This window comes from Cohnella massiliensis (assembly GCF_900169535.1).
GTDB lineage: Bacteria > Bacillota > Bacilli > Paenibacillales > Paenibacillaceae > Cohnella > Cohnella algarum.
In genome coordinates this window covers 1,954,707-1,974,152 of record NZ_LT821259.1, presented here as the reverse complement: position 1 = coordinate 1,974,152, position 19,446 = coordinate 1,954,707, and the positions used below count along the sequence as shown (strand labels likewise).

Here is a 19,446-nt window from a genome sequence, read left to right as displayed (position 1 = left end):
CCTTGCGCTTGATAGTTTTTCAGAACCAAATGGGCTTTCGCCATTGTAGCACCAGAAACTGTACATTTTCTAAACAAATCCAAATAAGCCTTGGACTAGAGTCCAAAGCTTGATTTCCTGCAAGATTAAATTTGAAATAACAGCAAGTCCAAAAAAACAAAAAAAGCGTCTTCGTTCGGTAGCTGGCTGCCATTGACATCACGTCATGAAGGCCCTATAGCTTTGCGTCCTTGCCTTTCGACAAGTTTGCCGTTATCGTGAGTAGCTTTGTGAACTTATCATATCAAAAATCCAGGCTTCTATCAAGTAAAAAATCCCATTCTTTATTTCCGCCAAAACGTCGGACAGTCCGCCTTATCCAAAATATTGAATTCAATGAATTTCTCAAGCAGAGAGAAATCAACCGGACTCCCCCACGGAATACGGACCAACTCGTTGGTGTGATCGTAGCCGGACTGGACAATTTCATCCGAAAAATGCTGCATCCCTGCCCGTTCGGGGGCGACGGCCAAATGACGTTTGGAAACGCTGAAGCCAATAATAAAGGTGTCGTGATCGGTAAACATAGGCTGATTCCACGCCAGTTTGGGCGCTAAATTCGGAAATTTTTTCGTTACCCAAGCCAAAACCTCTTCCGTTCGGGCCCGATGTTCCGGATTATCGATGCGCGCTAAATATTTTGCGAAAACTTCCATGTCGTTCCCTCCTTCTTTTGATTCCTCACTCGTCCTTCATTTTATTCAATTTCAATTCCTTTAGCAAAAGATCGAGACGAGCAATGATTCGTTCTTGATTTTCAATTTGTTTTTTATGCAGCATATAGGTGCTGCCACTTCATAAATGGTTCTTAAACTCTTGCGGCGTCATCCCGTACTGGGATTTGAACAGTTTAATAAAATACTGCGGTTTCTGATAGCCGACTTCGTGCGCAATTTGACTGATTTTCAAATCCTTGTGCTTCAACAATTGTACCGCTTTTTCCATTCGCAGGCGAAGGACGTAGTTGGAGAAGTTCTCTCCGGCCTCCTGCTTGAATAAGTTGGATACGTATACGGGATGCAGGTGGACATGATCGGCTACCGCTTGAAGGGTGATCTCCTTTATATTCCCTTGGATGAATCGGCGAATCCGTTGCATCAAGTCGGAACGTATATTGTCCGAATAGTTGTCGCTGTACGCTTTGATTTGTACATAGCTGCCGAAAGCCCATTCCTTCAAAGGTTCCACGCTCCAGCTTGCATCGATTTTCAGCATCTTCTCGATGTCTCTGCCAAATACATCAAAAATCCGTTTGCCTTTTTTGTGCAAATAATAGGAGTATGCTTGCAGCAACGCAACATAGATTTCAACCCCGTATTCGCGGGCGCCGCCGCCTGCTCCTTCGAGCTCGTCGAATATCCGGCTCAGCTTGTTCTCGAATGCCGTCCACTGCTCGATTTCGATTAACTCCATTAACGTTTGGGAACGGTAAAGCTCCGTAAACGGCCGAATGTCGAACGCTTCTTTCTTTTGCGTTACTTGAAAAAAACTTTCCGTCTGGTAGCCGATATAATCGGTATAGATCGATAATGCGGAGTGGTACATGGACAGGATGTCTTTTGGAAACTCCCCCCAATTGCTTTGGACAATGGACACTTTCGATTTTAAATATAATTTGATTTGATGCTGGGAGAGCCGGGCCAGGTCCTCAATTATAACGGCGGAGCGATCGGGATCCGATTGTTCGATTTGTTTCGATTGTACCAGGAAAATCAAATAATCGTACGAATCTTTGCAATAGATCACATGAAATTGACTCGAAAATACTTCTTCTACAATGTTAAACATGGCATATTCGATCAACGAGAGGCTGTACAGATCCGTATTCGAGTTATCCTCCTCCACTCTCATGCATAAGAGGATGGCTTCCCTTTCGGCTTGAATGGGCAGCTCGACCAGCTGGATCTTGTCCTTCAAAACGGATAGGGGGTAATTTTTGCCGGACAGCAAATCGAACAAGAACATCTCTCTTAATTTGGGCAAGCTTTCTTTGAACCGGTAATAAAATTTTTGCTGATTCAGGAGCGCATTTCCTTCTTCCGTAATCTTGTTTATAATATGGCGAAGCGTTTTTTCCAAGTCCTCGTTCGATACCGGCTTCAGTAAATAATCGCATACTTGCTGCTGGATGGCTTCCTTCGCATATTGAAATTCATCATATCCGGTTAAAATAACCGCCTTTGTGTTTTTCCATTTCTCATTTATTCGAGCGATTAATTCGAGTCCGGTCATTCCGTTCATTTGGATATCCGTGACCACAATATCAACGGAACGGTAATTTAGCAGCTCCAGGGCCTCCTCGCCGGAATAGGCTTTGTAGACATTAGAGACCCCCATTAGCTCCCACGGAAGCCCGATCGCCAGACTGTCAACCAAGTGCGTGTGATCGTCCACGATCAAGATTTCGTACATTTTTGTTCCTCCTTCGTCAAGACACGTCTTCCATATCGCTCCAACATAATGCTGCGCAAAGTCCGCCCAATTTCGATTTGCTCAACCGCAATCCCGAGCCGCTGCCATACATTAAACGCAGACGTTGATGAACGTTTTTCAGCCCGGATTCCACTTCTTCGTTATTCGTATAAATTTTCTTTCTCATCGACTCGATAAAGGAATGATCAACCCCCGCGCCCGTATCCTCGACCGCTATATGGTTCATGCGTTCTTCCCTCCAGCATCGGATTCGAATCATTCCGTATTCCGATTGATTTTTGAACGCATGGAGGATTACATTTTCAACAAGCGGCTGTACAATCAACCGTGGAACCCATATATCTTCCATCTGCGGCTCGGTCTCGGTCTGGAATTCAAAATCGTCTCTCAGCATGCAATGGATTTCCAGATAAAAACTCACCAAGTCCAGTTCCTCTTTCAGCCGCACCATCTTGTTCCCCGTTTTGGTCGTATACCGATAGTACTTGCTCAAGTTCATGGTCATCGAAATGGCGGCTCTGTTTTCATTCAACTCGATCATGCTTTTGATGTAAGCCAGCGTATTGTAGAGAAAGTGCGGGTTGATCTGCGATTGCAACTGCTTCAGCGTCGCTTCCTTCGACCGGAGCTGTTCTTTATAAACATTCTCAATCAACTCCTCGATTTTGGACGCCATGGAATTGAATCTTTCATAAAGAAAACGGTACTCCCCTTTGGGCTTGTCTTCCATGCGAATGGAATAAATCCCCTTCTCAATCAAATTCATGTTCCGAATCAGTTTCCGGAATGGAATCTGAATATTGCGATACATGACAAAGGCAAGATAGGCCCCCATAAACAGAAGCATGCCGCTTATCGCATAAAACATCATCCGGTTTCGGCTGATCGGCGCCATAATTTGACTGATGGGCACATAATCAACCAAATACCAGCCTAATGAATCCAGTTTTTGATAGTGGACCTGAAATCTCGTATTGTCGGATTTAAGCAACAAATATCCGCTATCCGTCGAAGAATCAAGCCCCTTGAGATCGGGAAGAAATTCGTCAATCTGATCAAAATTAACGGAATAATTGTAAATAGGATCCTCTTCCGGATGGTACAGAAAGGGATCCCCCGAACCGTTCGCTTTAAATTCGGTTAAAGCGCTGCGCAAGGCGGCCACGCCGAACTTAAGCACGACTCTCATATGCGCCTCGCCCGATTCCGCAGCGTTATCCGGATAAGACAAGATTTCCATGAAATAATCCTCATGGGGATCGGAATAGTATTGCCAAAACGTATCCTGTGCGGGAAGTTTATTTGGAAGCGCATTCAAACTGGAACTGCTTTTAATGACGTTTCCGGTACGAGGGTAGACGACCGCGATGACGGCTTTCCAATCGCCATAACCGGCAAGCCGATTAATTTCCTCCGAGACGGTTCGGTTGATTCTATATTTATTCAAAACATCGTCAAGCAAATCGGGATACGCTAAATTGCGAACATCCGTACTTTCATACAACATTTTCTGATAGGTATCGAATTGGAAAAACAGCTGATCCAGTTGGCTTGCGAACGTTTCGATCTGATATCGCTTCACTTTAATAATTTCGTCAGTCAATACGCCCGTGCTTGTTCGATTCGATACCACAAACAGGAGCAAAATCGGGATAAGCAAAATAAACAAAGTAGCGATCAGTTTCGTGAATATGCTGAATCTGCTCAAGATCGAATCGTCCTCTCAAAATCGGGCTCGGCATCTAATGTTGGAGTCGGAATTCCGAGTACTGTTTTTTTAATTCGTCAAAGACAAGGTCAAAGCCTGCCTTTTTGAGAGCTGCGATGGCATCTTCATAATATTGTTCATAGCTGGCCAAGCCAAAATTGATGGGCTCGAATTTTTCCTTGTAAACCGCCATGACCTGCGCGATCTCATTTTTGACGGGCGCCTCGTTAAAATGAAACCCGAACAGCTTGGAAATGCGGGAGTTCTCGTCATTCGTCAGCATATCCTGGATGATGTCATCCTCTACGCCGGCAGGCGGGATAAAATAGTCCTTGTTTCGCCACATCCATTCGTAAATGAACTGGTCATTCGTCAAAAACTCGATTTTCCCTTGTTCCAGTTCGTAGTCCTTTCCCTCAACCCCGTAAATAATGAAACGATAATTTTCTTTGCTGCGCAGAATCCAATTCATAAACATCATCGCGCGTTCGGGATTTTCCGACGCAGCCGTAATCATAAAGGCTTCATTGCTGGGGGTCGTAATGAACTTGGGCTTTTCCTTGGCCAGATAATACTCCCGAAGCCTGGCATTCGGATCGGCGTTCCGTGCCGTTTGCAGGTTCTCCATCGCCCTGGAGACCGCACCTACGCGAAAAAGGAGCTTTCCCGCATTTTCCTGATCGATCTTCGCCGCCGGATTGCCTACCAGATTCTGGTCAATTATGCCCTTCTCCACCCATGACTCGCGTAATTGAGCCACCTTTTTGTATAAATCGGACTCCACATAACTCAGCATTTCCCCGGAATCTTCATCCAACATAAATAACATTCGCTCATCCAACGAGGAGTAGTTTCGATCCGTTAACTCGCGCCACAACATTTCATGCCCTCGGTCGGTTTCCAAATACCCGTAATAACTTGGATCGATGGCGTGCATCCTTTCAAAAAACCGTTCCAAATCGGCAATTGTGTTTACCTCCGACATGCCGACCTTCTCCAGCAAATCCTGGCGAACCATAACGGAGGAGAATTTCCCGGCGGACGTAAAGGCTTGAGACGGTATCGCCCAAAGCTTCCCGTCGATCCGGTTCTGCTCGAAGTTTTCTTCGGGAATCTGTTCGACGAGATCCCGCCCATATTGGTCGAGAAGCTTGTCTAACGGCTGAATATAACCTTTCGTGTGATAAACGGAGACGAATGGCGCGCCGTACCAGAACAAATCGTAATCTCCTCCGGTCGACAAGGCCAGTTCCAGTTTTTGCTGGTAATTGGACCACGGAATATAAGTCAATTCAAGCTTCATATTTAAATCTTGCTTAAGCCGATCATTCAATTCATTCTCGACGAAGTCCGCCATTCGAGCCGACTGATCGCCTGGCATAATCACCTTCAAAGCGACAAATGATTCCGGCACGTCTCCCTCCGGCCGATCCGCGCCGTCGGCATTGTCGAATCGAGGCGAATCGGACAAGTCGGGGCCGATATATTTACTGTACAGGACGTACGTCAGAGACATGAAAAGTATCGCAACCATGCCCATGACGGCAGGTTTCATCAGCGCTGCCTCCTTTACGATAGAGCCTCTAGCTAGCCTACACCCATTCTACCAAAGCGCGCTGCCGCCATGAAGGTGCCTGCCATAAGACAGGAACAGGAGCACATGCATTTGAATGTCATGTGCCCCGATCTCATCCACCATTCGGGTATCCCGATTTACCCTTTATGCGCACTGAAGGCGACGCCTTCGATAAACTGCTTTTGAAAGATAAAAAAGAGGACGATCATCGGAACGACCGCCATGAAGGCTCCTGCCATCAATACCGGGTAATCGGTCCCAAACATGGAAACGAGTGTCGCGATGCCTGACGACAAGGTCATCTTCTCGGGCGAGCTGTTAATGATGAGCGGCCATTGCAGCTCGTTCCATGCCCACTGCAGTTGAATAATGACAATGGCGACTAAAGCCGACCTGACTAAAGGAAGCATAATATGCCAATAAATTTGAAATGGATTGCAGCCGTCCAACACGGCCGCTTCTTCCAATTCTTTAGATATGGACAAGAAAAATTGCCTTAAAAGAAAGGTAGCAAACGGGCTGATCAACGAGGTAATCCAAAGCGCAGTAACCGTATTGACCAGGCCCAAGTCGCTCATCATCATATATTGCGGCGTATAAAAAACAGGATTGGGCACCATCATGACCGACAGAATCGCGACAAAAAGAATCGAACTTCCCGGAAACCTGATCCGGGCGAAGGCATATGCCGCCATCGAGCTAAAGATGACCGGAAACACGGTCTTCATGAAAGCCGTGAACACGGTATTCAAATAGTAATATGGAAATTCCGATTGCTTGATCGCCTCGATATATCCCCTTAAGCTGGGGGCCTCGGGAAAATAACGGATCGGAATTTGCGTGGCTTCCGTCGTTGTCTTCAGCGAAGTGAGCACCATCCATACAAAGGGTACGAGCATGGCGACGGCGCTGATGATCAGAATGATATGAACGATCAAGTTGATCTTCCTCGCCGATGAGATGCGCATTTCGGTCACCCCCTTCCTTATTCGTAAACGACCCATTTTTTCTGAAAAGCAAATTGAATCCCCGTCAGCAAAAGGTTAATCAACAGCAAGACATTAATAATCGCGGCGCCATAATTGGGATTAAAATAAACGAAGCTGTTTTGGTAATACGCATAGACAAGCGAGCGAACGGATGGAAGCGCTACGTTCGTCTTTCCGATAATCAGATAGATGGAGTCGAAAATTTGCGTCGCTCCGATCAAAAGGATGATGCTCGTGAAAAAAAGCGTCGGCGTCAGCATGGGAACGGTAATATAGCGAAATTTGTTGAATCTTCGGGCGCCATCGATTTCCGCCGCTTCATAAAGCGCTTTAGGTATCCCTTGCAAGCCCGCGAGAATCAGCAGCATATTCAAGCCGATCGCCCCCCATACGCCGACGATCACCAACACGAACATGGCATAACGGGGATCGGACAGCCAGGCTACGCGGGTTCCCAAAATATGATTGACAAGCCCGAAGTCCTGAGCGAACAAGACGACCCAAACCATCGCCGCCGCTGCGGGCATCGTGACTTGAGGCAAGAAAAAAACGACACGGTAAACGGACAAGGCTTTGATCTTCGTATTCAGCAGGACGGCGAAAAATGTAGAGAGCGCAAGCGTAAGCGGCACAAACAGTACAACATAGTACAAGGTGTTGCGGAGATTCTGCCAAAACTCTTCGTCATGAAACAACTTCGCATAGTTGTCTAATCCAACCCAATACGTTTCGAGCCCGAAATTCTCCGACCGCTGAAAGCCCAGCAAAATCGATTGGACAACCGGCCATCCCCAGAAAACCAGTGTGCCTATAAGGGTCGGCGCGATCATGAAATAGGCCCACGCATACCTGCTTCTAGAATTCATCTGACCACTCCCTATCAAGGGAGACGTTCCCGATCGTCAAGAACGTCCCCCGAATCCCTTTCATTTGAACAGTTGGCTTATTTCGTTTCGGCTATCGCTTGATTCATCATCTCCGCGACCTTTTTCGCGGCTTCCTCTACCGGGATGGCTCCGCCCCATGCTTGCGACATAATCTCGGGTTCTTTCGCAAACCATACCGGGTACGACTTGGAACCGCTCGGATACGGAATCGCATCGGCGACTTGATCGGTGAACACTTTGAGATTCAAATGCGGTTTCGAAGTCAGCCACGCTTCTTGAGTGCCGTTGAATGCCGGAATGGCCGCGCCCATTTCCGCCGTGATTTCCGCTGCTCTTTGGGAACCGAGGAACTTGAGGAACAGCCAGGCTTCTTCCTTGTTCTTTCCGGCCGCGGACATGACGTTGCCCAAGCCGTTAATGATGTTGCCTCTTTTCACCTTGCCCATAGGCAATTTCGCCCAATCCCATTTTCCCTTGATAATTTCGCTGCCGTCTATATCGCTGATCCGCCAGGACCCGTCAAAGATCATCGCTAATTTTCCGGACTTGAACATCTCGGTTGCTTCCGTATCCGTCATTTGCTGGTGGGTCGGAGAAGCGCCGTCGAGAATCATTTGATACCGGGCTTGCAGAGCTTCGATCGAAGCCGGTTCGTCGTACCCCGACTTGCTCATATCGTCGGACAAAATACTCCCGCCATTCGCCAGCATATCGTTCCAATAACCGGTTTGCGTGTCCAGTTTCGCGCCAAAGCCGTAGATGCCTTTGTCCGGCTGGCTCAATTGCTTGGCAACCTCGGCAAGCTTCGCGTAATCCCACGTGTCGTCCGGATACGGAATATGGGCTTGATCGAACAGCTCTTTGTTGTACGCCAAACCGATTGTGTCGAAATCTTTGGGCACGCCGTAGTTTTCGCCGTTCAGCGTGTAGATGGAAGCAAGGTCTGCCGCATAATTGCTCAGATCGATTTCCCCGGCCTGCACCTTGTTCGTGATCGGTTCGAGGAAATTGCCCGTCGCATATTTGACAAATTGACCTCCGTGCATCCAAAAAACATCGGGCAACGTCCCTGCCGGAGCCGCAGCGGACATTTTGGTCCAATAATCGCCCCACGGGATGACTTCGACTTTGATCTCGATATGCGGATTTTCGGCCGTGAACTCCTTCGCAATCGCTTCCATTGCCGGCTGCTGAATTTTATCCCAAATGGCATAGGTAAGCGTTACATTCTTTTGGGGCTCCTCCGCCGTTCCCCCTGCGCTGTTGTTTGGACCCTTGTCCGATGCGTTGTTCGAACCGCCGCTGCATGCAGCGGCAACCAAAGCAAAAGCGATGAAGACAACCGCAAACACGAATGAAAACTTGTTTCGTTTTACCATTTGACATCCCCCTAGAAAATTGATTAAGGAAAATTTTTGCGTAAACTATGGAGCAAGAAGACGCTTTTCCTCTTTACAAGCTTATTTTAATCGAAGGTTAAAACCGTTTTAAATGCCTCATTTTTAAGATCGAATGCCTAATTGTTAAGATAAAAAAGATTTGCTTTTAAAGATAAATCCATCCATAATAACAGTAAATAATTGCGCAAATTATTTTCATCACATGACTTAGGAGTGTCTGCCATGACGATCACGACATTGGAAAGAAAGCCCGGAGAATTCTGGTGGGGAGGCGTTATAAACGAAGGGCATTTGATGCCTTTTGGCAGCCGTCCGCATTCGCGCGATTTGCGTTTGACGGATGACAATCAAGCGTCCCCTTTGCTGCTCTCCAATCGGGGAAGGTATATTTGGAGCGAAGAGCCGTTTGCCTTTTCATTTAACGAGAACACCCTTACGATCGATCACAAACAGGACATACGGATTGAAGACGGACATGAAACCCTTCAAGGCGCTTACCGGCATGCAAGCCATGCGCATTTCCCCCCTTCCGGCATTACGCCTGACGAACTGGCCTTTGTAGCGCCGCAATATTGCACTTGGGTCGAAATGTTTTACGAACCGACGCAGGAGAAGCTCCTCGATTACGCAAGGTCCATCCTTCGGAACGGCTTTCCCCCGGGCGTGATCATCATCGACGATAATTGGATGCAGGACTATGGAACCTGGGACTTCGACAAGCATCGATTTCCCGACCCCGCCGGGATGATCGATGCTTTGCACGAATTAGGGTTTAAAATCATGCTCTGGGTATGCCCGTATGTGAGTCCCGACAGCATCAAATTCCGGCAATTGCGCGATCTTGGGCTCTTGATGAAGCATGCGGACGGCACTCCTGTCCTGAGAAGATGGTGGAACGGGTACAGTGCGGTCGTTGACTACACGAGCACGGAAGGATCCGCATGGTTCAAGCAGCAGTTAGACAGGCTGATCGAACGATACGGGGTCGACGGATTCAAGTTGGACGCGGGAGAACCCCTGTTGCCCGATCTGACGAATGACGTTGCGGAGGACGTCGCATGGTCGCGCCCTGTCCGCCCGATGGAGGATTGCGAATGCTATGCTCGTTTGGGAATCGGCTACGCGCTTAGCGAATTGCGCATGTGCTGGAAACTCGGAGGACAGCCGCTCATCCAGCGGCAACGCGATAAAACGCACACATGGGATGCGACCGGACTGGGGGGCTTAATCCCCAACGCAATCGCCCAGGGCCTGCTGGGATATGCCTTCAATTGTCCCGACATGGTTGGCGGAGGGATGGATGGCGACATTAATTCGCCCGATTTCCGTTTTGATTCCGAACTTTTTATCCGTTACGTTCAATGCTCGGCTTTATTTCCCGTGATGCAGTTTTCCATGGCGCCATGGCGAGTTTTGACCGGCGACGAATTGTCCTGGTGCATGGACGCCGTACGAATTCGAACGGAATTAGGCCCTCTGCTCTTCGAGCTTGCAAACCAAGCCGCGAAAGATGGACTTCCGATCCTGCGCAGTCTGGAATTCGTTTTTCCTCATCAAGGCTTCCATTCCGTTCAGGATCAATTCATGGTTGGCGAATCCATTCTGGTTGCCCCGGTCTTGGATAAGGGACAGACGACTCGAACGATCCAATTTCCGGAAGGCCGATGGCAGGGGGATGACGGAAGCGTAGTCGAGGGGCCCATCCGGGTCGAAGTCAAGGCTCCTCTTTCCCGGTTGCCATGGTTTAAAAAAATTCAATAACGGAAAACGGACGTTTATCCACCCTGGCAGAAGATGAAGACCGGCCCGCAGGCCGGTCTTGTTTGACGTTTCATACGCCATTATTCGAAACGAATCTCATCGATCCAGATCGAACTGTTCCCTCCATGCCAGAATGACATCGACAATTGTCCGGGGTTGCTGCGATTTACGCCGTTCGATGCCAAATCAATTTCAATATCTTTGTAGCCGGTCGTTATCGTATCTCCGCTGAAAGCCGCCAGGGTTTGCGTCACTCCGCCGATCGTGAGCTGGACATGATTTTGCTCGCCGCCATTTGCGCCTTTGATGCGAATCACCATCTTCGAGTAGCTCGCGATGCTCTGGTTGATATCGGAGCCGAACCATCCGTTGTTGTTGTATTGAAGCTTCAACGCCCCCGATTCGATGACGCCTGCATCGTTTGCAAACCCGTTGGCGCCTGCCCATATGCCGAGATCGTTGGCTCCCGGCCAGCCCGGCGAGTTGTCGAAGTTGTCCAGCAGCAAGCCGTTCGTTCCGCCGCCTCCCGAGATGCCGCCGTCATATGGAGTTTGAGTCAGGCTATACGAAAGCGTATTGTCCGATTTCAGATTATCGAAAGGACCTATGTTCTGATCGGCGGGATCCATGCCGATTCCCACTTTTCCGAGCGGCGTTCGCCCGCCTGTGTAATAATTGGTGTTGGCAAATCTGGCGCTTGGCTTGTAGCCGTAAGGGTCAAGAATGGAAAGTGCCAAGGTGTAGGTTCCCGCCGGCATATTCGAAGGAATGGTAAACGCGCCGGAAACTTGATGAACGGCTGGCGCTTGATTATATTGACGTGTCGAGCTGTTCCAATCGTCGCCCGGCATCCAATTCCGAATGTCCACGTTGTCGAAAAGTCCCTTCCAAGCTACCGTGCGATCGCTGCGCAGTAAACTGGCTTCTACAGGCCAGTCATAATAGAACGGAGCCGATCCTTTGTTCGCAACTTGAAAGGATACGTTCATCGTTCCGCCTGGCTCCACGCTGCCGGAAAATGTCGCCTGGTTGATGACGAATCGATATCCGAATTCCTTCTGCATCAACGCAGCTCCCTGCGAGACGGCGGGATTTCCGGCATCGTACAGATCGATCCAACCAAGACTGGTTGTGTGCGTCTTTTTGATCCAATCGATAACATAGTTCCGATGGATCGGATCGCTTAAGGTGTCATTCGGAGAATCGCCGGGCTGGATATGCTTCTGTCCCCAATCGTAGGCAACTTCGCCGCCGTTGATTTGCGTTCTCCAGACATCTCTTGCAACAATGCCTTCCCCTCCTGCCAGATCGTCGATCAAGGCGAAAGAATCCCACAGAAACCCGAAGTCATAATTCTGGAACGTTTCGGGATACCTTACCTGAACTTTCTTGTTTTGAAAAGCTTGCGATGCAGCGTCGCCTAATGCTGTCTGAAAGCTTGGCGGGATGCGATCGGTCCCGTCGGCAAGCGTATCCGGCCAAATATGATGCTCTCCCCAATTCCCCCACAATCCCAGCTCGATATAGGCGACTCGGGGATCGTTATCCCAAGCTTGACCAAGCTTCTGGATGAAGGCCGCCAGACGATTCTTCAAGACATCCGTCGTCCATTGCGTCGTCACGTCGCCGTGAGGGACGCCTTGCGGCCAATACTCTCCTCCGTTCGGGTATACGATGAAAACGCGAGGAATCACCTTTTTATTCTGGCTTTCGATTCCTGCCCAGGCCGCGTTGCTCCAATCCTTGATCTTCTGAACGGAGTCCGACGCCGCGTTTTCCAAATCCGTGTATTTGATATAGTGCTTGAACACAGTTCCATACTCATGATTCGAAAATCCGGTGTCATTCATGAAGCGGGTAGGCCTGAATCCCTTGAAGGGATTTTTGAAAGCCTCTTGCGTTTCCGTTAAATGAACGGTGATCGAACCGACAGCGGCTGACGCCTTATCAAGAAACGGCACCCCAAGCGAACCTCCCGTCAGCAGCCCAAACGACAATAACACCGCAATCGCTTTCAAAAATGGTGCAGACCTTTTCATCAACGTCCCTCCCATAATGGTGATTGCTGCGCAAATTTATTGCGCAATTCATTTGCGCTATCAGTATAGTCTACCTCCGCTCGCTTCGTCAATCCAAATTATGACGATTCCCGCAAGCGCAAGTTGAAAAACGCAAAATAGCCGTCCTCAGCTTGGCGGAACAGCTGAAGGACGGCTTGTCGGATCGATTCGCGGAGCACCTTGCCCTACGCTTTTGAGCATGATTCCCGCTCAATCAGCTCGGTCTTAAGGCTGATGTGTACTTCTGAAATGTTTTGGTTCGCAATCAATTCCGTCAGAACCTTTGCGATGATCGAGCTAATATCGTATCTGAACCTTCGGACTGTGGTTAACGGCGGAACCATGAACTCCGACAGCTTTAAATCGTCGAAACCGACCAAGGAGACATCCTTCGGAATCCGAACGTTCAGGTCGGCCAATCCCTTCATGGCCCCGAAAGCAATGATGTCGTTAAACGTAAAAATGGCCGTTATGGACGGCTGCTCGCTCATCAATTGCTTTACCGCCTCGTATCCATGGGCAGGATCGAATGCCCCCATGACGACATTGGTGTCGATCCATGGCATGTTCAAATCGCGAAATGCGTCTTTGCACCCGTCCAGCCGGTTTAAATTCACCAGATGATTCCGGGGCCCCGCGATGATTCCGATTTTCCGATGACCCAATCCATGCAGATATCGAATCACCTCATAAGCGCCCTTGCGGTTATCGTAGTCGATATAGTTGTGACCGGACTTATAGGTTCGTCCATTCGTAAGCACGTACGGAATTCCGCGTCTGTCAAATTCTTCGAATATTTTGTCATTGACGAATGGGTCGAAAACGATGGCTGCGTCCGCTTTCTCCTCGTTTAAGAGCTTATAAGCCGGAGACGACTGCAGGTCGGAGTGATGCTTCGCAATTTGAACTTGATGACCGTACGCTTCGAGTTCTTCCTTCAAATGAGTCAGGTCCGCAGAGGTAGACGGGTCATTATCGACGAAATCGTGATTGCCCGGAACGATGACGACGATCTTATAGGATATGCCCGCCAGCTTAGAGGGAGCGACACCCGGTTTTAAATGCTCATTCGCAATTTCCAATACTTTTCGGCGGGTCTCCTCGCTGAAATTGCCCTGATTGTTGATGATCCTGGACACCGTGCTGATCGAGACATTTGCCTTTTTTGCGATTTCTTTCAGTTTGATTTGCGCTCCCTCCAATCCATGCGCAATTTTTTGCACAACAATGAAATTATAGCGTTTATGAACGTTCCCAGTCAATTTGCATGGCCAAGCTACTTCACGATCCTTACCGGGCAGTGCGCCCGTTTCGCCACCTTATGGCTGACGCTGCCGAGCACGGGCTTACAAATAGCTTATCGCTATCCCGCCCGCCGCGCCCGCAAGCACGACCGTCCACGGCGGGAGCTTCCAGCAAGCGAGCATCACAAACAAGATGACCGCCAAAACGAAATCGGCCGGTTTCCATATGGCCGTCGTCCATAGCGGATCGTACAAGGCCCCCAGCAAAATGCCGACTACCGCCGCGTTGACCCCCGCAAGCGCGCCTTGCGCTCTCGGATGGTTGCGCAGCCCGTTCCAGAACGGCAGCGTGCCGACGACGAGCAGAAATGCCGGCAAAAAGATCGCGAGCGTCGCCACGATCGCCCCCGCCACGCCCGCGGTCGCGGCCCCGACGTAGCTCGCGAACGTAAAGAGCGGCCCCGGCACTGCCTGCGCGGCCCCGTACCCGGCCATGAAGTCCTCCTTGCCGATCCAGCCGAGCGGTACGACCTCCCGTTCCAGCAAAGGAAGCACGACATGGCCGCCGCCGAACACGAGCGAGCCGGACCGGTAGAAGACGTCCGTCATCGCGAGCCATCCCGACTCCCCTCCCGTCGCGTTCCTCCATAGCGGCAGCGCGACCAGCAAGCCGAAAAACAAGACCAGGCAAATCACGGATACGCCGCGGCTGATGGCAATCGGAAAACCTTCCCCCGGCTCCTGCTTTTTGTCGCGATAGAGCCGCAAGCCCGCGCCGGCAGCCGCGATCATCGCAAGCAGTTGGCCGTAGACGGTCGGCCATAGCAGCGTGACGACAACGGCAAACGCGACGATGGCCGCTCGTTCGCGATCCGGAGCGAGCTTCTGCGCCATGCCGAGAACGGCATGCGCGACGATGGCGACCGCGACGATTTTAAGGCCGTGAATCCATCCGGAACCGCCGACATCGAAGCCTTGCAGCAGCAGGGCGAATAACGTTAACGCCACGACGGAAGGCAGCGTAAAGCCTAACCATGCGGCGATCCCTCCCGGCAACCCCGCCCGGACGATGCCGATTCCGATGCCGACCTGGCTGCTGGCTGGACCGGGAAGGAATTGGCAAAGAGCGACCAGGTCGGCATAGCTCCGCTCGTCCATCCATTTGCGGCGGCGAACGTATTCATTGTGAAAATAACCGAGATGCGCGATCGGACCGCCGAAGGAGGTCAGGCCGAGCTTTGCCGAGACGCCCAATACTTCGAGAAGAGCGGCGATTTTTCCCCTCTTGGCGTTCCGGGTAACCGGCTGCCGTTTGTCAGTCGTCACAGGGTTAACTCTCCTTTGCCGTTTAGCATCTGTTTTTGTCAATAGAGGATTGCCTTGTAAACGTTCTTTTGCTATAGTGAAGGACCGAACCTTCATGTTTTCAGGGAGGCCGACCGAATTGCGAGTCTACAAACCGATCGAAATCGCGAAAGAGCTGGGCATCAGCACAAGCGCTTTGCGCCATTACGAATCATGGGGCATCGTCCCGGCCCCCGCCCGCGCCGCCAACGGATACCGGATTTATACGGACGTGCACCTCGCCTATTTTCGCTGCTTGCGAACGATGTTTCCCGGATTCGGCGTCGCCGTCGCGTGCGAGGCGCTCCGCTGCATCCAAAGGGCCGATATCGACGCTGCCTTCTGGCTCGTCAACAAGGAGCAAGCGAAACTGCAGCAGGAAAAAGCAGCGGCTGACCAGACGCTCGAGCTTCTGCAAAACCTGGAGCTTTCCCCGATTTCCAAAAAAAAGCCGAAAAACAGCATGACGATCGGCGAAGCGGCCGCCTTCGCGGGCGTCACGACGTCAGCGATTCGCCACTGGGAAAAAGAAGGCCTGCTCGAGCCCGCGCGCGATCCGGACAACGGCTATCGGCTGTTCGCCCCGGCGCACATTCGCAAAATATTGCTCATCCGCACCCTGCGGAACACCGTCTACTTCTTGCAGCATATGAAAGAGATCGTCCAAGCCGTCGATCGCCAAGGGATCGAACAGGCGAAAAAATTGACGGGAGACGCGATTCGCAGCATCCACGACCGCAACCGTTTGCAGTTTGACGGCGTACGCCGGCTGGTCGAGCTATGCAAACTCCTTGAGCTTATGTAGCCGAAACGAGTCCTTTTTTGCCCGTCCTCCTCCTTAAGAATGTTCCTTATACAATTACAATACTATATTCCGCAAAAGGAAAAAATAAAAAAACGGCCCTCTCGCGAAAGCCGTTCGAAAGATCGTCCAGCATGGCGACCGAAATGCCGCCTCAGGTCGCCGACTTCATGAGCGGGGTTCCCCTCAGGACGAAACGATGGAACACCCATTCGGCAACCGCGATCAGAATCGAAATCAACGCGATCGCTCCGACCGTCAACCGCCAGTCGAACAAATAGCTGAGCAAACCCAAATATACGGCGGTCAGCACGCCGTCCATCAGCGAAGCCAACGTATTGTTCGTATTCCGCAAAATGAGCTGGTCGCCGACAAACCAGGAAATGACCGTAAGGCCGGTCGCCGCGACGAGCGCCGTCCATAACCCGACATTCGAGTAATAATACAACAGGAGCGTAACGATAATCCCGTTCAGCACCCATTTCATCAAAAATTTCATGGAATATAAACCTCCTTCCTGTTTTGGAGTATACCCTCGGACCGGGTATTTGCTATTACTTTTTCCCAATTCGGCATAAAAAAACCGAGCTTTGCGGCTCGGCGGCATCCTTATTCGATTTTTTACATGCATTCCCCGGAAATCTCGACGTCATCGTTCCGAATAACGACGTCCGAATAGCCGGACAAGCTTTCGGTATACCCGCAGACGGTTCGGGTTTCGTCGTAACGGAGAAGCTTCGAAACGGCTTCAAAACGTCCGCGATCGTCATGCCGACAACGACGACGGCGAAAATCGCGGCCAGCCCGATCCCTGCGGCCAGCGCGGCGGTTCTTTTACGGACGGTCATGAAATCTCCCTCTCCCGGAAAATCGGAAAAAACCCAGTATTCTATAGACGCCGAAACAGCGAAATAGTTGCCGAATTCGCCGAAAATCCCTCGGAAAGCCGAAAACCCGCAGCTTGTTCATAAAAAGAAAACGGCCCGGCATACTAGCATCATCCGTATTCGGGAGGGTTTTCGGTGCGCATCCACAAGGTCGATTGTTTTCCTTTGTTTTACCGGCTTCCGAAGCCGTACGGCGACGCGAACGGGATCAAAGCCTACAGGTCCAGCTTTCTCGTCCGGTTGACGAGCGATAGCGGCGTCGAAGGCTGGGGGGAATGCTCCGATTGGCTGCCCGCGCTGCAGGCCGGGTTCCGGGAGCGGATTATCCCGTATCTGACCGGGAAACCGGTCGCCGACCGGGCCGAATGGATCCGGACGATCGCGAAATGGCACGCCCGCGCGGCGGCGGCGGTTAGCATGGCCGCGACGGAAATGGTCGCCAAGTCGTGCGGAATTTCCGTTTGCGAGCTGTGGGGCGGCAAGCTCCGGGACAAAGTGCCGGTGTACGCATCGTTTCAATCGTATTCGGAGGACGAAGATTGGGAAGCCGTTTCCCTGCGCGCGGTGGAAGCCGCGATAAACGAAGGGTTTCCGAGATTGAAACTTAAGATCGGGGGGAAAACCGTCGCCGCCGACCAGCGGCATATTCGCAAGGTTCAGGCCCTGCTGCAGGAAAAATCGGAGCTGGCTCTGGACGCCAACGGAAGCTATGACGTTTCCGCGACGCTGCAATGGCAATTCTTGCTCGAAACATGGCCGAATATGCTCTGGCTCGAAGAACCGATTCCGGCCAAGCACCCCGCGGATTACCGGATGTTGCGGCAGCGGCTTCGGATCCCGATCGCCGGCGGCGAAAATGTCAAAGCGCCTGCCGATTACATTCCTTTGTTAACCGGGCAGGCGCTTGATATCGTAACGCCCGATCCCCTCCACCTTTCGGGAATCGATCGCTTTCGGGAAGCCGGCTTGCTGGCGCGAAGCTTCGGGCTCCGCGTTTCCCCGCATGCGTACGACGGCGTGTTGTCCCGGCTTTACGCCCTTTTCGCCCAGGCATGCCTTGCTCCGTGGAGCAAAATGGGATCGGACAGCATCGAGCCCGTCGAATGGGACGTCATGGACAACCCTTTTTCCCGATTGCTGGATCTAAAACCGAACCGGGGGGGAAATCGCCTTGCCGTCCGGCGCGGGAATCGGCGCCGAGCTCGATCTGGAGCTGATTCGACATTATCAGTGGGATGGAAGCGGCTACGGCTTTTGAGAAAGAAGGCTTGCGATCGCCCGTTCCACCTCCTCCGGACCGTTGGCATGATTGTACAGGCCCAGAAAGGCGCTGGTAGCTTCCGGGCGGCCGGCGATCAGGCGATTGACCGCTTGCTGCTCGGGCGTCGGAGGTCCTTTTATGCGTTCAACGCCTCGGTCACGGCTTGCCTGATCGTCGTGTATCCGTCCCCGATCAATTGCTTCAGGTCCCGGGACGCATGACCGAACTGCCCGTCCTCGATCGCCTTGTACACGACGTGCACCATGAATCCGGCCATTCCCTCCGGCACGCCGGCGCCCGTCATCGACCTGACGGCTTCCTCCGGAGAGACGGCGCGGTGCTTAACCGGTTTGCCGGCGACGTCGGAAACGACGGCCGCAAACTCGTCGTACGTAAAAGGCTCAGGAGCCGTCAGCTCCAGCACCCGGTTTTCGAATCCGTCCCCGGCAAGCACGGTCGCCGCGGCCAGCGCCAGATCGTTCCGGGTCGCGTAGTTCATCTTGCCGTTCGGCGCCGAGGTCACGATTTCCCCGCTCGCGGCGATCCCCTTCAACCCTTCGTTGACGAGGATTTCCAAATAAAAGCCGTTGCGCAAAAACGTAAACGGGATGCCCGTCGTCCGAATCATGTATTCGGTCGCGAGGTGCACGTTTTCGAGTCCGAGCTTCATCTTTTCGGCAAACGCGATGCCGGTATAGGCGATATGGCCCACTTTGGCGTTGCGGGCCGCTTCCACGACGCTCGCGTGCTGGCGGATGCGCAGCGTATTGTCCATGGAAGGCCCCGAAACGAACAGCAGCTTTTCGATGCCGGCAAACGCTTCGGCCAGCGTCTCGGGCCGATCGTAATCCCCGGTTCGGATTTCGATCCCCAGTTCGCGAAGAGCTCCCGCGTTTTCCGGGCTCCGCACGATTCCGACGATATTGCCGGCCGCAACTCCCTTGCTTAACAGATGGCGTATCGTCAAACCGCCCAATTGACCGGTCGCGCCGGTAATCGCCATTTTGCCCATATGCGATCCCTTCCTTATCATTATTTACATACTTACTTTTTGT

16 protein-coding genes, 1 pseudogene and 1 riboswitch are annotated in these 19,446 nt (G+C 51.4%); of the genes and pseudogenes, 3 read left to right on the top strand and 14 right to left on the bottom strand.

The genetic code is table 11. The features are described from left to right. Positions 1–174: 174 nt before the first annotated feature. Positions 175–261, bottom strand: a riboswitch (cyclic di-GMP riboswitch). A gap of 62 nt (positions 262–323) precedes the next feature. The 7 genes from B7E11_RS22950 to B7E11_RS22920 all read right to left on the bottom strand — a co-directional run bounded on the left by B7E11_RS22950 (position 324) and on the right by B7E11_RS22920 (position 9,011). After that, on the bottom strand, positions 324–695 hold the full coding sequence (locus tag B7E11_RS22950; RefSeq protein WP_080839219.1) for an iron chaperone: 372 nt from the start codon (positions 693–695) through the stop codon (positions 324–326). Between the two features lie 139 nt (positions 696–834). Continuing rightward, the gene (locus B7E11_RS22945) at positions 835–2,451 is read right to left on the bottom strand and encodes a response regulator transcription factor (protein WP_080839217.1); all 1,617 of its coding nucleotides are present in this window, start codon (positions 2,449–2,451) and stop codon (positions 835–837) included. A gap of 16 nt (positions 2,452–2,467) precedes the next feature. After that, complete coding sequence (locus B7E11_RS22940; RefSeq protein ID WP_080839215.1) at positions 2,468–4,180, bottom strand: sensor histidine kinase; 1,713 nt, start codon at positions 4,178–4,180, stop codon at positions 2,468–2,470. A 34-nt stretch (positions 4,181–4,214) separates the two neighbouring features. Then, entirely contained in the window at positions 4,215–5,735 is a 1,521-nt protein-coding gene (locus B7E11_RS22935) for an ABC transporter substrate-binding protein (RefSeq protein ID WP_080839213.1), read from the bottom strand. A 158-nt stretch (positions 5,736–5,893) separates the two neighbouring features. Further along, entirely contained in the window at positions 5,894–6,724 is an 831-nt protein-coding gene (locus tag B7E11_RS22930) for a carbohydrate ABC transporter permease (protein ID WP_080839212.1), read from the bottom strand. A gap of 17 nt (positions 6,725–6,741) precedes the next feature. Then, positions 6,742–7,611 (bottom strand): carbohydrate ABC transporter permease, encoded by an 870-nt coding sequence (locus B7E11_RS22925; protein ID WP_080839210.1) that lies wholly within the window; start codon positions 7,609–7,611, stop codon positions 6,742–6,744. A 77-nt stretch (positions 7,612–7,688) separates the two neighbouring features. Beyond that, positions 7,689–9,011: an ABC transporter substrate-binding protein gene (locus B7E11_RS22920; protein WP_080839209.1), complete on the bottom strand. Its 1,323-nt coding sequence runs from the start codon at positions 9,009–9,011 to the stop codon at positions 7,689–7,691. Between the two features lie 243 nt (positions 9,012–9,254). On the opposite strand from B7E11_RS22920, the gene B7E11_RS22915 reads away from it, so the two are divergent. Next, positions 9,255–10,793: a glycoside hydrolase family 31 protein gene (locus B7E11_RS22915; protein ID WP_080839208.1), complete on the top strand. Its 1,539-nt coding sequence runs from the start codon at positions 9,255–9,257 to the stop codon at positions 10,791–10,793. Between the two features lie 80 nt (positions 10,794–10,873). Here B7E11_RS22915 and B7E11_RS22910 read toward each other — a convergent pair whose 3' ends face one another. From B7E11_RS22910 to chrA, 4 genes are all read right to left on the bottom strand, one after another. Then, positions 10,874–12,832 (bottom strand): DUF4832 domain-containing protein, encoded by a 1,959-nt coding sequence (locus B7E11_RS22910; protein ID WP_176220863.1) that lies wholly within the window; start codon positions 12,830–12,832, stop codon positions 10,874–10,876. 206 nt (positions 12,833–13,038) lie between these two features. Continuing rightward, entirely contained in the window at positions 13,039–14,076 is a 1,038-nt protein-coding gene (locus B7E11_RS22905) for a LacI family DNA-binding transcriptional regulator (protein ID WP_139787287.1), read from the bottom strand. 53 nt (positions 14,077–14,129) lie between these two features. Then, positions 14,130–14,195: a universal stress protein gene (locus B7E11_RS30815; RefSeq protein WP_338026363.1), complete on the bottom strand. Its 66-nt coding sequence runs from the start codon at positions 14,193–14,195 to the stop codon at positions 14,130–14,132. 4 nt (positions 14,196–14,199) lie between these two features. Continuing rightward, positions 14,200–15,423: a chromate efflux transporter gene (gene chrA, locus B7E11_RS22900; protein ID WP_245809795.1), complete on the bottom strand. Its 1,224-nt coding sequence runs from the start codon at positions 15,421–15,423 to the stop codon at positions 14,200–14,202. A 118-nt stretch (positions 15,424–15,541) separates the two neighbouring features. On the opposite strand from chrA, the gene B7E11_RS22895 reads away from it, so the two are divergent. Further along, positions 15,542–16,246: a MerR family transcriptional regulator gene (locus tag B7E11_RS22895; RefSeq protein ID WP_139787286.1), complete on the top strand. Its 705-nt coding sequence runs from the start codon at positions 15,542–15,544 to the stop codon at positions 16,244–16,246. Positions 16,247–16,397: 151 nt separating this feature from the next. Here B7E11_RS22895 and B7E11_RS22890 read toward each other — a convergent pair whose 3' ends face one another. Together B7E11_RS22890 and B7E11_RS29745 are read right to left on the bottom strand one after the other, a co-directional pair. Next, complete coding sequence (locus B7E11_RS22890; protein ID WP_176220862.1) at positions 16,398–16,742, bottom strand: DUF2512 family protein; 345 nt, start codon at positions 16,740–16,742, stop codon at positions 16,398–16,400. Positions 16,743–16,797: 55 nt separating this feature from the next. Then, the gene (locus B7E11_RS29745; RefSeq protein WP_176220861.1) at positions 16,798–17,091 is read right to left on the bottom strand and encodes a hypothetical protein; all 294 of its coding nucleotides are present in this window, start codon (positions 17,089–17,091) and stop codon (positions 16,798–16,800) included. A 174-nt stretch (positions 17,092–17,265) separates the two neighbouring features. Here B7E11_RS29745 and B7E11_RS22885 point away from each other — a divergent pair. Further along, positions 17,266–18,388 (top strand): annotated as a pseudogene (locus B7E11_RS22885) (mandelate racemase/muconate lactonizing enzyme family protein). A 139-nt stretch (positions 18,389–18,527) separates the two neighbouring features. Here B7E11_RS22885 and B7E11_RS22880 read toward each other — a convergent pair. Continuing rightward, a complete protein-coding gene (locus B7E11_RS22880) occupies positions 18,528–19,403 on the bottom strand; it encodes an SDR family oxidoreductase (protein WP_080839199.1) in 876 nt (291 codons plus the stop codon). Positions 19,404–19,446 lie beyond the last annotated feature (43 nt).

What these genes read in the sequence shown, in the direction of transcription:
- B7E11_RS22950 (WP_080839219.1), bottom strand. Translation starts at nt 695, where the DNA reads ATGGAAGTTTTCGCAAAATATTTAGCGCGCATCGATAATCCGGAACAT.
- B7E11_RS22945 (WP_080839217.1), bottom strand. Translation starts at nt 2,451, where the DNA reads ATGTACGAAATCTTGATCGTGGACGATCACACGCACTTGGTTGACAGT.
- B7E11_RS22935 (WP_080839213.1), bottom strand. Translation starts at nt 5,735, where the DNA reads ATGAAACCTGCCGTCATGGGCATGGTTGCGATACTTTTCATGTCTCTG.
- B7E11_RS22930 (WP_080839212.1), bottom strand. Translation starts at nt 6,724, where the DNA reads ATGCGCATCTCATCGGCGAGGAAGATCAACTTGATCGTTCATATCATT.
- B7E11_RS22925 (WP_080839210.1), bottom strand. Translation starts at nt 7,611, where the DNA reads ATGAATTCTAGAAGCAGGTATGCGTGGGCCTATTTCATGATCGCGCCG.
- B7E11_RS22920 (WP_080839209.1), bottom strand. Translation starts at nt 9,011, where the DNA reads ATGGTAAAACGAAACAAGTTTTCATTCGTGTTTGCGGTTGTCTTCATC.
- B7E11_RS22915 (WP_080839208.1), top strand. Translation starts at nt 9,255, where the DNA reads ATGACGATCACGACATTGGAAAGAAAGCCCGGAGAATTCTGGTGGGGA.
- B7E11_RS22910 (WP_176220863.1), bottom strand. Translation starts at nt 12,832, where the DNA reads ATGAAAAGGTCTGCACCATTTTTGAAAGCGATTGCGGTGTTATTGTCG.
- B7E11_RS22890 (WP_176220862.1), bottom strand. Translation starts at nt 16,742, where the DNA reads ATGAAATTTTTGATGAAATGGGTGCTGAACGGGATTATCGTTACGCTC.
- B7E11_RS29745 (WP_176220861.1), bottom strand. Translation starts at nt 17,091, where the DNA reads ATGACCGTCCGTAAAAGAACCGCCGCGCTGGCCGCAGGGATCGGGCTG.
- B7E11_RS22880 (WP_080839199.1), bottom strand. Translation starts at nt 19,403, where the DNA reads ATGGGCAAAATGGCGATTACCGGCGCGACCGGTCAATTGGGCGGTTTG.